The sequence below is a fragment of the Devosia sp. A369 genome, from assembly GCF_054489345.1.
This window is the reverse complement of record NZ_JBTMWV010000001.1, coordinates 1-13,570: the sequence shown is the minus strand read 5'-3', so window position 1 is coordinate 13,570 and position 13,570 is coordinate 1. Positions and strand designations below refer to the sequence as shown.

Genomic DNA, 13,570 nt, shown 5'->3' with positions numbered 1-13,570 from the left:
ATGCCAATCGATATCACCATGCCGGCGCTCTCCCCCACGATGGAAGAGGGCAAGCTCGCCAAGTGGCACGTCAAGGAAGGCGACAGCGTCTCCTCCGGTGACGTGATCGCCGAAATCGAAACCGACAAGGCCACGATGGAAGTCGAGGCCGTCGACGAGGGCAAGATCGGCAAGATCCTGGTCGCCGAAGGCACCGACAATGTGAAGGTCAACGCGGTGATCGCCATTCTGCTGCAGGAAGGCGAAAGCCTGGATGCGGCGGCTGCACCCAAGGCTGCTCCGACGCCTGCCGCCGAGGCTCCCAAGGCAGAAGCGCCGAAGCCGGCTGCTGCCGCACCGGCGCCGCAGGCTGTGGCCGCAGCGCCAAAGCCTGCCGCTGCTCCGGCAGCGAAGGCTGAGGGCGGCAAAGTGTTCGCTTCGCCGCTGGCGCGTCGTCTGGCCAAGGAAGCCGGGATCGACGTGGCGGCCATTTCCGGCTCGGGTCCCAAGGGCCGTGTGGTCAAGGCTGACGTGGAATCTGCCAAGTCGGGCAAGACCCCGCTCAAGGCCGTGGCTTCGGCTCCGGGTGCTGCCGCTGGTGGCGGCGTGGCTGCGACCGGCATGACCAAGGAGCAGGTGCTGGCGCTCTATCCCGAAGGCTCCTACGAGCTGGTGCCCAATGATGGCATGCGCAAGGTGGTGGCTGCCCGCCTCACCGAGTCCAAGCAGACCGTGCCGCATTTCTATCTGACGCTGGATTGCAAGATCGATGCGCTGCTGGCAGCGCGCGAGCAGATCAATGCGCTGGCCCCCAAGAGCAAGGAGGGCAAGCCGTCCTACAAGCTTTCGGTCAATGATTTCGTGATGAAGGCCTGGGCCGTCGCCTTGCAGCGCGTGCCGATGGCCAATGCCACCTGGGCCGGGGATTCTATCCTCTATCACAAGCGCTCGGACGTGGCGGTTGCCGTGGCCGTGCCGGGTGGTTTGTTCACCCCGGTGGTCAAGAGCTGCGATACCAAGACGCTTCGGGAAATCTCCGAAGAGGTCAAGGATCTGGCTGGTCGCGCCAAGTCCAAGAAGCTGGCGCCGCATGAATATCAGGGTGGGGCGTCGTCGGTGTCCAATCTGGGCATGTTCGGCATCCGCGAATTTGCCGCGGTGATCAACCCGCCGCATGGCACGATCCTGGCGGTCGGTGTCGGCGAAGAGCGCGTCTATGCCGAGGCCGGGCAGGTCAAGGTGGCGAGCTTCATGACGGTGACCCTGTCCTGCGACCATCGCGCCGTCGATGGTGCGCTGGGGGCGGAACTGCTCGGCGTATTCAAGGGCCTGATCGAAAATCCGGTAATGATGCTGGCCTAAGGGGCAGGGCGCATGAAGACCATTCTCGCCTATGGCGACAGCCTGACTTACGGCGCCAATCCTGAGGCCGGCGGGCCGCGCCATGCTTATGCGGATCGCTGGCCAACGACATTGGAGCAGGGCCTGGGCGGCAAAGCCCGGGTCATCGCTGAGGGGCTGGGTGGGCGCACCACGGCGTTTGACGATTTTACCGCCAATGCGGATCGTAACGGCGTGCGGATCCTGCCGACGCTGCTGGCCAGCCATGCGCCGCTCGATCTGGTCATCATCATGCTGGGCAGCAATGATTTGAAGCCCGCCATCCACGGCAGCGCGCTGACCGCATCCTATGGGATGCGCCGGTTGATGCAGGTGGTGCGCGGCCATTTCGTTGAGCCGGGCGCGGTAATGCCGCAAATCCTGCTCGTCGCACCGCCGCATCCTTGCGAAACCGGTAACACCGACGTTGCCACTAATTTCGGTGGCGCCGACGCCCTCGCGCAGTCGCAAGCGTTTGCCCGCCACTACAAGAACCGGGCCGACGAATACGGTGCGGGTTTTTTCGATGCCTCGACGGTGGCCAAGGCCAGCCCGCTCGATGGCGTTCATCTCGACGCTGCCAATACGCGCGCGATCGGCGAGGGGCTGGTGCCGCTCGTCAAACAAATGCTGGGTCTCTAGACCCCAATCGACCAAATGGAGGCCCAAATGGCTGACCAATACGATCTTCTCGTCATCGGCGCCGGCCCCGGCGGCTATGTTGCGGCCATTCGCGGCGCGCAGCTCGGCATGAAGGTGGGCATCATCGAGCGCGAGCATATGGCGGGCATCTGCTCCAACTGGGGCTGCATTCCGACCAAGGCGCTGCTGCGCTCGGCCGAAATTTTCGGCCATATGAGCCATGCCAAGGATTATGGCCTGACGGTCGAGAAGATCGGCGTCGACATCGACGGTGTGGTGAAGCGCTCGCGCGCCATCGCCGCCCAGATGAATAATGGCGTCCAGTTCCTGATGAAGAAGAACAAGGTCGACATCATCTGGGGCGAAGCGGTGATCACCAAGCCGGGTGAGGTCAAGGTTTCCCCGACCAAGAAGGCCATTGTGCAGCCGCAGGGGCCGGTGCCGAAGAACCCGCTGGGCGAGGGCACCTACAAGGCCAAGAACATCATCATCGCCACGGGCGCGCGGCCGCGCGTGCTGCCGGGCATCGAACCCGATGGCGACAAGATCTGGACCTATTTCGAGGCGATGAAGCCGGCTGAAATGCCCAAATCGCTGGTGGTGATGGGGTCGGGCGCCATTGGCGTCGAGTTTGCCTCGTTCTATCGCTCCATGGGCGCCGAGGTGACCATTATCGAATTGCTGCCGCAGATTATGCCGGTGGAAGACGCCGAAATCTCGGCGCTGGCCCGCAAGCGCCTTGAAAAGCGCGGCATCAAGATTTTGACCGACACCAAGGTGACCAAGGTCGAAAAGAGTAAGGCTGGGGTTACCGCTCACGTCGAACTCAAGGATGGCAGCAAGCAGCAGATTTCCGGCGACAAGCTGATTTCGGCCGTGGGCGTGATGTGCAATATCGAAGGTCTTGGGCTGGAGACGGTCGGGGTCAAGACCGAGCGCGGCGCCATTGTCATCGATGGCTATGGCCAGACCAATGTGGCCGGCATCTGGGCGATTGGCGACGTCGCCGGCCCGCCCATGCTAGCGCACAAGGCCGAGCATGAGGCCGTCATCACCGTCGAAAAGATCGCCGGGATGAAGGTGCATGGCCTCGACAAGACCAAGGTGCCGGGCTGCACCTATTGCGAGCCGCAGGTGGCCAGCGTCGGGCTGACCGAAGCCAAGGCGCGCGAAGCCGGGCGCGAGATCAAGGTCGGGCGCTTCCCGTTCGTCGGCAACGGCAAGGCGATTGCGCTGGGCGAGCCCGATGGGCTGGTCAAGACCATTTTCGACGCCAAGACCGGCGAACTGCTGGGCGCGCATATGGTGGGCGCGGAAGTGACCGAGCTGATCCAGGGCTTTGTCATCGCCATGAACCTCGAAACCACCGAGGAAGATCTGATGCACACCATTTTCCCGCATCCGACGCTGAGCGAGACGATGAAGGAAAGCGTGCTGGATGCTTATGGCCGCGCGCTGAATATGTGATGGTCGCCGTAGTCTCGATTTGACAGCTTTGGAGCAGACAAAATGAGCGTTGGAACCACGGAACTGCTGATCTTTCTCGGCATCGGGCTGGTCGCCGGATGGCTGGCCGGGTTGGTGCTGGGCGGCGGCGGCTTGCTGCGCAATCTGATTGTCGGCGTGATCGGCGCTTTTGTAGGTGGCTGGCTGCTGTCGGTGGCCGGGATTTCGCTGCCGATCGAGAATGCGCTGATCAGCCAGATCATCACCGCGACGATTGGTGCTGTCGTCGTCATTGCCGTGGCGCGGGTGATTGCGCGATAAGGGGCAGGGCACCTTGAAGACGGACGCGCGGAACGCAATATTCGGCGCAGAGTTCGCGAGGGCAAACACAAATGGCATTACCGGAACGGCAAAGCGCGGGCGGGGGCTTCACCATGGGTGGCAATAATAATCGCGCGATCCTGGTGTTTCTCGGCATCGGTATTGTGGCGGGCTTTCTCGCCAGCCTGATCGTTGGAGGCGGCGGGCTGATCACTTACCTCATCAGCGGGGTGATCGGTTCGTTCGTGGGGGGATATCTGTTCACGGCGCTGCGGATCGATCTCGGCATCCGCAACGATCTGGCCCGCCAGATCGTGACCTCGACGGTCGGCGCCATTATCGTCGTGCTGCTGGCACGGTTGATTGCTTAGAAGTCAGGACATCCCTTGGTCACTCTGATCGACACTTCCGCGCTCAAGCCCCGCCACCCGGAAAAGGCCAACCGGCCCGACAGCGTGGTGCTGCGCAAGCCGGACTGGATCCGCGTCAAGGCGCCAGGTTCGCCGATCTATAAGGAAACCCAGGCCATCGTGCGCGAGCATGGGCTGGTGACGGTGTGTGAAGAGGCTGGCTGCCCCAATATCGGCGAGTGCTGGTCCAAGAAGCACGCCACCATGATGATCATGGGCGAAATCTGCACCCGCGCCTGCGCCTTCTGCAATGTGCGCACCGGCATGCCGGGACCGCTTGATCCCCACGAGCCGGAGAACGTCGCCAAGGCGGTGGAAAAGCTCGGCCTGCAGCATGTCGTCATCACCTCGGTGGACCGCGATGACCTGGCCGATGGGGGCGCCCAGCATTTTGCCGATGTGATCCTGGCCATTCGGGCGCGCAATCCGCGCACCACCATCGAAATCCTGACGCCGGACTTTTTGCGCAAGGACGGGGCGCTGGAAATCGTCGTGGCGGCCAAGCCGGACGTGTTCAACCACAATCTGGAAACGGTGCCGTCGAAATATCTCAAGGTCCGTCCGGGCGCGCGCTATTTCCACTCGATCCGGTTGCTGCAGAAGGTCAAGGAACTCGATCCGACGATGTTCACCAAGTCGGGCATCATGGTCGGGCTGGGTGAAGAGCGGAACGAAGTGCTGCAGCTGATGGACGATCTGCGCTCGGCCGAGGTGGATTTCCTCACCATCGGCCAGTATCTGCAGCCGACGCGCAAGCACACGCCGCTGATCCGTTTCGTGACGCCGGATGAGTTCAAATCCTTCGCCACGGTGGCGACGGCCAAGGGCTTTGCGCTGGTGTCGTCCAGCCCGCTGACCCGCTCGTCGCATCACGCCGGCGAAGATTTTGCCCGCCTCAAGGCGGCGCGGATGGCCCGGCTGGGGCATTAGCCTGTGCCGGGTCACCAAGACAAGAATTTGAAATGAAGCGTTTTTTTGAGCGGCATGTGCCGCATCTGCCGCAGCGCATGTTCGAGATCGTCGCGGACCTCGGCGACTATCCGCGCTTCATTCCCAACTGCAAGGCGATGGAAATTCGCAAGGACCCGGCGGCCGGCGATGCCGACGTGCGGCTGGCCAAGATGACGCTGTTTTTCGGACCGATCACCCAGGCCTATACCAGCCGGGTGACGCTGGACGCCCAGGCACGCACCATCAGCGCCAAGGCGGTGGATGGGCCCTTCGCCTATCTCGATAGCGTCTGGAGCTTTGAGCCCGAAGGTATGGGCACGCGGGTGCGCTTCGAGATCGACTTCAAGATCTCCAATCCCTTCATCGCCGCCGTGGCCGAGCCGGCGTTTGCGGCCAAGCAGGAAGAGATCATGCGGGCGTTTGCCGATGAGGCGGATCGGCGCTACGGGGAATAAGGGGGCGCACGAAGCCTGCAGTCGACACCCTCCCCCTTGCGGGGAGGGATCAAGGGTGGGGGTGGTTTGGTCCAATCATCGGGGCTCTCGCACCCCCTCCTAGCCTCCCCCGTCAAGGGGGAGGCATCGTCCGGTGGGTGGGGATGGCGCAGTAGCCATCATCGGTACGCAGCTATTCCTTGTCGCTGGTCAGGACGTGCAGCACCAGTTCGAGGGCGGCGTTGACGCTGGCTTTGCGGACCAGGTCGCGGCCGAGGTCGCCGAAGCGGTGTTCGATGACGACGGTGGCCAGCTCCGATGAGACGGCGACATAGACCAGACCGATCGGCTTCTTTTCGCTGCCGCCATCGGGGCCGGCAATGCCGGTGACGGCGACGGCGAAATCGGCGCGCGCTGTGTTGCGGGCACCATCGGCCATGGCCCGGGCTACCTGATTGGACACCGCGCCATAGTCGCGGATCAGCCGGGCCTGCACGTGGATCATGCGTGACTTGGCGGTATTGGCGTAGGTGACGTAACCGCCATAGAGCGCCGCCGAAGCACCGGGAATGTCGGTGAGCGCGGCGGCGATCAGACCGCCGGTGCAGCTCTCGGCCGTAACGATGGTCTGGTTTTTCTCGGTCAGGATTTCGATGATCCGTTTGCCCGGATCAATTTGTGGTGCGGCTTTGGCTGCCATCAATCCCCCCTCGGCATTTCAATGCTGGCGCTGGCCATGGACACGATCCCTTCCTCCCGCCCGATAAACCCGAGCTTCTCATTTGTCGTCGCCTTGATGGCAACGCGTGACGTCGCAATCCCCAGCGTATCGGCAATGACCTGGCGCATCGCCGGCACGTGTTCGGTGATCCTCGGCGCTTCGGCAACAATTGTCACGTCCAGATTGACGATGCGGCCACCCGCCTTGGCCACCAAGGCACCGGCATGCTTGAGAAAAACCGTCGAGGCGGCGCCGCGCCACTGCTCGTCGGAGGGCGGGAAGTGGACACCGATATCGCCTTCGCCAATGGCGCCCAGGATGGCGTCAGTCAGCGCATGCAGCGCCACGTCGGCATCGGAATGGCCATTGAGCTTGGCCTTGTGCGGAATGCGGACACCCGCCAGCCAGACGGCATCACCGGGCTCGAACGAGTGGACGTCGTAGCCGGTGCCAACGCGGGTTTCCATGGTGTGATCTCCTGAAAGAATGCGCTCAGCCCGAGTGAAATCCTCGGGATGCGTGATTTTGATATTGTTGCGGTCGCCCATGACCATGGCGACACGGAGACCAGCCCATTCGGCGATCTCCGCATCGTCGGTGAAATCGCGGCGCAGGGTGGAGGCGCGCATATGCGCCGAGAAAATCTGGCCGAAGCGGAAGCCCTGCGGCGTTTGCGCGGCAAATAGCTGCCGGCGATCCTCGGTGGTCGCCACCAACTGCCCGTCGAGCGAGCGCTTGATGGTGTCGGTCACCGGCACGGTGGGCAAGGCGCCATCGAACTGGCCGAGGGCAGCAATGACGTCACCAATCAGCCTCGGGGAGCCGAAGGGGCGGGCGGCATCCTGAATCAGCACCAGATCGGGCCGGCTCGGGGCCAGCGCCTTGAGACCCTCGAGCACCGAGGCCTGACGCGACGCGCCGCCGAGCACCGGCGGCAGCAGGCGCGTATCAGCAAGGGTCAGCGCGGCATAGCGGTCGGCGTGGTCGGGGTGGATGACGGCGAGGACAGACGTGACGGCAGACAGTTCAAGAAAACTCTGCAGCGTACGGGCCAGCACCGGCACGCCGGCAATGGGCCGATACTGCTTGGAGTCCGACGAACCATCCGCGCTGGCGCGCTCGCCTTTTCCGGCGGCAACGACGATGACGGCAATGGACTTTTGACGCATGAAACTGGGCACTCGATACTGGCATTCGCCACCTCGATGTGGTCTAGCGCCCACCAAGGCATGCGGCAAGTGCAGGGCTGCCGAACCGTCGCAGGCCGCAGATAACATATTGCGCCGCCAGACGATTTGACTACTGTGCAGGCAGACCTTCCAAGATGACCATTTCCGAGGCAATTCGTGTCAAAGGGTGCCTGTAAGTTAAGCATCGGGAGCCATGTGGTTCGCAACAATGCTTTCCTCGCGCCCATGGCCGGAATCACCGACCGGCCGTTCCGCAAATTGGCCGAGCGCTTTGGCGCCGGCATGGTGGTGTCCGAAATGATCGCCAGCAATGCACTGGCCGTGGGCAACCACGAAATGGCCCGCAAGCTGGGCAAGCCCGGCACGCTGCCGCATATGGTGCAACTGGCCGGCTGCGAAGCCGAGTGGATGACCCGCGGCGCCAAGATTGCCCATGATGCGGGCGCCGACATCATCGACATCAATTTCGGCTGCCCGGCCAAGCGGGTCACCAGCGGCTATGCCGGCTCGGCGCTGATGCGGGTGCCTGACCATGCCATGACGCTGATCGATGCCGTGGTCAGCGCCACGCCACTGCCGGTGACGGTGAAAATGCGGCTGGGCTGGGACGACAAGGGCCTCAATGCGCCGGAGATGGCGCGGCGGGCCGTCGAGGCCGGGGTGCAGATGATCACCGTGCATGGCCGCACCCGGCAGCAATTCTATAAGGGCACGGCCCGCTGGGAGCTGGTGCGCCGGGTGGTTGAAGCGGTGGATGTTCCCGTGGTCGTCAATGGCGACATCATCGATCTGGCGACGGCGCGCGAGGCGCTGGAGCAATCCGGGGCGGCGGCGGTGATGCTGGGTCGGGGCGCGCAGGGGCGGCCCTGGGCGGTGGCGCAGATCGGGGCAGGGCTGCAGGACCAGACCGGACCCGAGGCGCCGCAGGGCGCGGCGCTGGTGGCGCTGGTCAGCGAGCATTATGAGGACATCCTGGTGGAATATGGCGTTGCCGTGGGTCTGCGGGCGGCACGCAAGCATCTGGGCTGGTATCTGGAAGCCGCCGGCATCGTGGTGGACAAGCCGGTACGCAACGAGCTGCTGAACAATGAAACGCCGGCGGAGGTGCTGCGCATGATTGGCGCCATTTTCGCCCCCGAGCAGGAAGCAGCGGCATGAGCGCGCTTGAGACCGTGACTGCCGCCGTCGAACCTATTCCCGCCATGGGCGTGCTGCAGGCGCTGCCGCAGCCGATCATGGTCTGCGACGAGACGCGGCAGGTGGTGTTCGTCAATTATGCCGCCGAGGGGTTTTTCGGCGCGTCGCTCAGCGTGCTGACGCGGCAGCGACTGGACGATTTGATCGCGTATGACTCGCCGATCATCGGGCTGGTGGAAACCGTGGCGGCACGGCGGGCGCCGATGACCGAATATCGGGTGCGCATCGGCTCGTCCCGTTTTGGCGAAGAGCGGGTGACCGACGTCTATGCCAGTCCGCTGTCGGACATTGACGGTCGCGTGGCGCTGCTGATCCAGGAGCGCACCATGGCTGACAAGATCGACCGACAGATGGTGTCGCGTGGCGCGGCGCGTTCGGTGACCGGGCTGGCGTCGATGCTGGCGCATGAAATCAAGAACCCGCTCTCAGGCATTCGCGGCGCGGCGCAGCTGTTGGAGCAGACCGTCACCAGCGAGGAAATCCCGCTGGCCCGGCTGATCCGCGAGGAAACCGACCGGATCGTTCATCTGATCGACCGGGTGGAAGTGTTTGGCGACGAGCGCCCGATGGAGCGCGAGCCGATCAATATTCACGTGGTGCTCGATCGGGTGAAGCTGCTGGCCCGCAATGGCGTGGCGCGCGGTATCGTCTTTTCCGAGGAATATGATCCGTCGCTGCCGCCGGTCTATGGCAATCGCGACCAGCTCATTCAGGTGTTCCTGAATTTGGTGAAGAACGCCTCGGAAGCCCTTGAACGGACACAGAAACCAGAGATCAGGTTCACCACGGCTTTCCGCCCCGGCATCCGCGTCAGCGTGATGGGCGCGGCGGAACGGGTCTCGCTGCCGCTCGAAATCGTCATCGAGGATAACGGCCCCGGCATCCCGGCGGACCTGCTGGCATTCCTGTTCGACCCGTTCGTTACCACCAAGGTCAACGGCTCCGGCCTGGGGCTGGCTTTGGTGGCCAAGATCGTTGGTGACCATGGCGGGGTCATCGACTGCGAAAGCCGGCCCGGCCGGACCCGATTCCGCATTTTGCTGCCGGTGGCGAGCGCGGCCTTCCAACTGCCTGATGAAGAAGAAAGGGCGACATGAGCCAGATTGTCCTGCTCGCCGATGATGACGCCGCGATCCGCATGGTGCTCAATCAGGCCCTGACCCGCGCCGGCTACGAGGTTCGCCCCACCGGCAACATGTCCACCATGTGGAACTGGGTCAGCCGGGGCGAGGGGGATGTGCTGATCACCGACGTCGCCATGCCCGACGGCAATGCCTTCGAGGTGATGCCCAAGATCAAGAAGCTCCGCCCCGACCTGCCGATGATCGTGATGAGCGCGCAGAACACTTTCATGACCGCTATCCGGGCGTCGGAGGTGGGGGCGTATGAATATCTGCCCAAGCCCTTCGACATCGCCGAGGTGTTGTCGGTGGTGGCGCGGGCGCTGGCCGATGCGCGCAAGCCGGCGGGTGAACGCCGGGTCGAGGAGCCGGGCGAAACCATGCCGCTGGTCGGCCGCTCGACCGCCATGCAGGATATTTACCGGGCACTGGCGCGGCTGATGCAGACCGACCTGACGGTGACCATCACCGGCGAGAGCGGCACCGGCAAGGAACTGGTGGCGCGGGCGCTGCATGACTTCGGCAAGCGCCGCAACGGACCGTTCGTGGCCATCAATATGGCGGCCATTCCCCGCGACCTGATCGAGGCTGAATTGTTCGGCCATGAGAAGGGGGCCTTTACCGGGGCCAATAGCCGCTCGTCGGGCCGCTTCGAGCAGGCCGAGGGCGGCACGCTGTTTCTTGATGAAATCGGCGATATGCCGATGGATGCCCAGACCCGCCTGCTGCGCGTGCTGCAAGAGGGCGAATACACCATGGTCGGCGGGCGCAATGCCATCAAGACCAATGTCCGCATCGTCGCCGCCACGCATCGCGATCTCAGCCAGATGATCCGGCAGGGGCTGTTCCGCGAAGATTTGTACTACCGCCTCAATGTGGTGCCGATCCGCCTGCCGCCGCTGCGCGAGCGGGTCGACGATGTCGGCGATCTGGCGGCGCATTTCCTCAAGACGGCGCAGCGTGATGGCGAGCCGGTCAAGACCATTTCGCCGGAAGCCATCCGGCTGATGCAGAACTACTCCTGGCCCGGCAATGTCCGCGAGCTGGAGAATCTGGTGCGGCGGCTGTCGGCGCTTTATGCCGACGAATCGATTTCGGCCGAGATCGTGCAGAACGAGCTGAACATCACCGAACGCCCACAGGCGGTCGCATTAGCTGGCCCGATGGATGTGGCCATGGCGGTGGAAACCCATGTCGGCCAGCTGCTGCGCGAATATGAGCCCAACCTGCCGCCGCCGGGGCTGTATCAGCGGGTCATCGACCGGGTGGAGGCGCCGCTGATCGCCATGGCGATCAATGCCTGCGGCGGTAACCAGATCAAGGCGGCCGAGCTGCTCGGGCTGAACCGCAATACGCTGCGCAAGAAGATCCGCATGCATAGCATCGAGATCGTGAAGCAGAGCCGGCGGGGCGGGTAATCTGGCCCCTCACAGCTTTGTTGAGATCGCATTTGGCCTGCGTCTGGGCCCTGCGAGCGTAGCTCTTCGGGCCTGATCGCCTGAAAACGCGCCACTGGCGCTGACTGTCATCACGTATGCGCGCGGTATTCGCAATTAAACAGCGGCTGAATCAATGAACCGCATCCTGTAAGCCCAATATATCCTACCTCGAATATGGGCATTCGTACGCCGCTCGATCACGAACCGCGCCTTGTCAGGTTTGCGCCCATTGCAGTCATCCAAGACCCTTCGACGACTTCCCGAAAGCTGCCGTTCCGAGAAGGTCTTACCGAAGGGCACTGCAATTTACCGGCGCAAATTCCGCGAACGAAACACCCCCCCGCGGCCAAAAATGGATGCGCGGTTGCAACCGACAATTTTAGGGAGTCGGCGGCCACGCAAGGCCATAACTGGCTTCCGCAAGTCCTTGGCTGAAGCTGTCGTGTTTGCCGGTTAGTGATGAACGGTCCAGCGCCACATAGAATAGCGCTTCGGCATACTCATGAGCTGCATTAGCGGCCGTCCAGTCGACGAACTCGCTGGCAGAGCTTGCGGAACGCAACCCGGGCATCGAGGGGGTATTCCGGCGGGTCGACGCCAACCGCTTCTTCGCCACAGTCTACCGGGACGGAAAGGACGTCGCCAAGGCCACCATCTACATGGGCGGTGACAGCTTTGGGCGGGGCATCAACTACGTCCAGGGCCACACGACCGCCGGCAACACGATCAACGAGTCCCTCAACGTGGATGCCGACGACCAGGCGATCTACCTCAAGACCATGGGCATGATGCACTACGGCGACCAGGGCGACAGGAAGCTGTCCCCGGAGGGCGGTGCGGAACTCTACTGGGAGAACCTCGTCAGTCCGCTCCAGGAGAGGTGGTAATCCATGCTGGCGCCAGAAGAGTTCACCGTTGGTACGTTCCATTCGGCGCCCTTGAGGAGCCTCATCCTTCCGCGCAGCAAGCATGAGGCGGCCGCGATAGTGGGGATTCTCGACGATGCTCCGACCGTTGTGTTCCTGAGTGACCAATTTCAGTTCAGCTACTTCCCGGCTGCGGGGGCCGAGAATTGGTCCGGGCTCATCGTTCCCAACGTGCGGATCGAGGTCGACGAAACGACGGCGTTCGATCCCGGCTACGGCAAGCCGCTGGGTGCGGTCATCAGGGTGGACACCTCGCTAAGTATTTACGCGAAGACAGAGCGCTCGTTCGGTCGTACGCGAGCGGTCCCTCTGATCGTGAACCTCCCTGCCGCCAACGAGGGTGGTGTCGGATTCACGAAGTGGCAGGTCGTGCTTGGGGCAGGGGTCGATAAGCAGATCCTCCTCGAGATCGCCGTCAACGCAGCATAGCAATGACCAACCGGATGCGGGAGGCATCGTCGAGATGCTGGTAAGCGCGACGGCCATCCAGGCGGAGATGGCCGCGTTGAGGGATGGTGACCCTTGGCAGCTGGAGTGCATGCGCCTCTGCACTGTTGCCATTGACCTATTCGCCGCCGCAGCCGCAGTGACGCTTACGCCGCGGCACGACGACGGCCAGGCCGAACGGGAGTTGGTCGCACAGCAGGTTCTCGGTATCCGGGTCCTCAACAGCATAGGCGCCGCCGACGAGTTGATCCTGCAGGGCTTCTTCCAACCTGCCGGCATCATGATCCGGGACATCGTGGAGTGCGCCTATCTGCTCGACTTGTTCAGCCGGGCCCCGGAGCATCTGCCGAAGTGGATAGCACTCGGCCAGGAAGCCGGCTTGAAGGAATACAAGCCGGGGCAAGTCCGGGACCTGCTGAACGCGATCGATGGCGTCGACCGGGGTGCCCGGCAGGCGCCCTACACGTTCTACTCTCGCTACGGCACACACCCGAACTCGGAAGCGGTCGGGCTTATAGCCCCGGAAGGCGCTGTCCATATCGGACCGTTCGTGGATGAGACGCGTCTAATAGGCCTCACCTACGACCTCACCCGGTTTGGGGTGTTGGCGGCAATGCACCTAAGCCGCTGGATGATTGTCGTGGACCTGGTCGACAACCAGGTATACCAGGCGCTGGGCGAAGCCTGTGTGGCCATCGAGATGGCCTTCATGGGCTTGAACGCGCACCTCAAGACGGTCCCACGGGACCGACTGCGGGAATGACGATAGAACGCGTCCGGTGAGTTTAAGCACCATCCTGCTTGGTCCCGACAGCGACGATTTTAGCCTGCCGTCGGGCAGTGAGAGCGGCGGTGCAAAATTAGTCCACGGTAGCGGCGGGATAGTCCCGCTTCGGGCGGCGTAAAAGTCGGCCACCTATCTTCCTTCTGCGACGCTTGCAGGAGGGTTGGGGATCTATACCGTGG

General features: G+C 63.2%; 15 protein-coding genes. 13 read left to right on the top strand and 2 right to left on the bottom strand.

Annotated elements, in window-relative coordinates; translation table 11 throughout:
* The 7 genes from ACX3OZ_RS00075 (at position 1) to ACX3OZ_RS00045 (ending at position 5,584) form a co-directional block, all read left to right on the top strand.
* Positions 1 to 1,341: a pyruvate dehydrogenase complex dihydrolipoamide acetyltransferase gene (locus ACX3OZ_RS00075; RefSeq protein ID WP_459097144.1), complete on the top strand. Its 1,341-nt coding sequence runs from the start codon at positions 1 to 3 to the stop codon at positions 1,339 to 1,341.
* A gap of 12 nt (positions 1,342 to 1,353) precedes the next feature.
* Positions 1,354 to 2,001, top strand: coding sequence for an SGNH/GDSL hydrolase family protein (locus ACX3OZ_RS00070; protein ID WP_459097143.1), 648 nt, complete (start codon positions 1,354 to 1,356; stop codon positions 1,999 to 2,001).
* A gap of 27 nt (positions 2,002 to 2,028) precedes the next feature.
* Positions 2,029 to 3,468, top strand: a complete 1,440-nt coding sequence (gene lpdA / locus ACX3OZ_RS00065) for a dihydrolipoyl dehydrogenase (RefSeq protein WP_459097142.1) — start codon at positions 2,029 to 2,031, stop codon at positions 3,466 to 3,468.
* Positions 3,469 to 3,510: 42 nt separating this feature from the next.
* Positions 3,511 to 3,768 carry a GlsB/YeaQ/YmgE family stress response membrane protein gene (locus ACX3OZ_RS00060; protein ID WP_459097141.1) on the top strand — a complete coding sequence of 86 codons (258 nt, stop codon included), beginning with the start codon at positions 3,511 to 3,513 and terminating at the stop codon, positions 3,766 to 3,768.
* Positions 3,769 to 3,881: 113 nt separating this feature from the next.
* Complete coding sequence (locus tag ACX3OZ_RS00055) at positions 3,882 to 4,139, top strand: GlsB/YeaQ/YmgE family stress response membrane protein (protein WP_459097211.1); 258 nt, start codon at positions 3,882 to 3,884, stop codon at positions 4,137 to 4,139.
* Positions 4,140 to 4,154: 15 nt separating this feature from the next.
* Entirely contained in the window at positions 4,155 to 5,108 is a 954-nt protein-coding gene (gene lipA, locus ACX3OZ_RS00050) for a lipoyl synthase (protein WP_459097140.1), read from the top strand.
* Positions 5,109 to 5,140: 32 nt separating this feature from the next.
* Complete coding sequence (locus tag ACX3OZ_RS00045) at positions 5,141 to 5,584, top strand: type II toxin-antitoxin system RatA family toxin (protein ID WP_459097139.1); 444 nt, start codon at positions 5,141 to 5,143, stop codon at positions 5,582 to 5,584.
* A gap of 172 nt (positions 5,585 to 5,756) precedes the next feature.
* On the opposite strand, the gene ACX3OZ_RS00040 is transcribed toward ACX3OZ_RS00045, so the two are convergent.
* On the bottom strand, positions 5,757 to 6,263 hold the full coding sequence (locus ACX3OZ_RS00040) for a CinA family protein (RefSeq protein WP_459097138.1): 507 nt from the start codon (positions 6,261 to 6,263) through the stop codon (positions 5,757 to 5,759).
* On the bottom strand, positions 6,263 to 7,453 hold the full coding sequence (locus tag ACX3OZ_RS00035) for a bifunctional 2-C-methyl-D-erythritol 4-phosphate cytidylyltransferase/2-C-methyl-D-erythritol 2,4-cyclodiphosphate synthase (protein ID WP_459103612.1): 1,191 nt from the start codon (positions 7,451 to 7,453) through the stop codon (positions 6,263 to 6,265). Before ACX3OZ_RS00035 ends, ACX3OZ_RS00040 begins: the two co-directional genes overlap by 1 nt.
* Before the next feature lie 216 nt (positions 7,454 to 7,669).
* On the opposite strand from ACX3OZ_RS00035, the gene dusB reads away from it, so the two are divergent.
* The 6 genes from dusB to ACX3OZ_RS00005 all read left to right on the top strand — a co-directional run bounded on the left by dusB (position 7,670) and on the right by ACX3OZ_RS00005 (position 13,367).
* Positions 7,670 to 8,632 carry a tRNA dihydrouridine synthase DusB gene (gene dusB, locus ACX3OZ_RS00030; protein WP_459103611.1) on the top strand — a complete coding sequence of 321 codons (963 nt, stop codon included), beginning with the start codon at positions 7,670 to 7,672 and terminating at the stop codon, positions 8,630 to 8,632.
* The gene (locus tag ACX3OZ_RS00025) at positions 8,629 to 9,768 is read left to right on the top strand and encodes a two-component system sensor histidine kinase NtrB (RefSeq protein WP_459097135.1); all 1,140 of its coding nucleotides are present in this window, start codon (positions 8,629 to 8,631) and stop codon (positions 9,766 to 9,768) included. The genes dusB and ACX3OZ_RS00025 overlap by 4 nt, the downstream gene beginning before the upstream one ends.
* Positions 9,765 to 11,210, top strand: coding sequence for a nitrogen regulation protein NR(I) (gene ntrC, locus ACX3OZ_RS00020; RefSeq protein ID WP_459097134.1), 1,446 nt, complete (start codon positions 9,765 to 9,767; stop codon positions 11,208 to 11,210). The genes ACX3OZ_RS00025 and ntrC overlap by 4 nt, the downstream gene beginning before the upstream one ends.
* A 680-nt stretch (positions 11,211 to 11,890) precedes the next feature.
* Entirely contained in the window at positions 11,891 to 12,118 is a 228-nt protein-coding gene (locus ACX3OZ_RS00015; protein ID WP_459097133.1) for a hypothetical protein, read from the top strand.
* Positions 12,119 to 12,121: 3 nt separating this feature from the next.
* Complete coding sequence (locus ACX3OZ_RS00010) at positions 12,122 to 12,586, top strand: hypothetical protein (protein WP_459097132.1); 465 nt, start codon at positions 12,122 to 12,124, stop codon at positions 12,584 to 12,586.
* A 34-nt stretch (positions 12,587 to 12,620) separates the two neighbouring features.
* Positions 12,621 to 13,367 carry a hypothetical protein gene (locus tag ACX3OZ_RS00005; protein WP_459097131.1) on the top strand — a complete coding sequence of 249 codons (747 nt, stop codon included), beginning with the start codon at positions 12,621 to 12,623 and terminating at the stop codon, positions 13,365 to 13,367.
* Positions 13,368 to 13,570 lie beyond the last annotated feature (203 nt).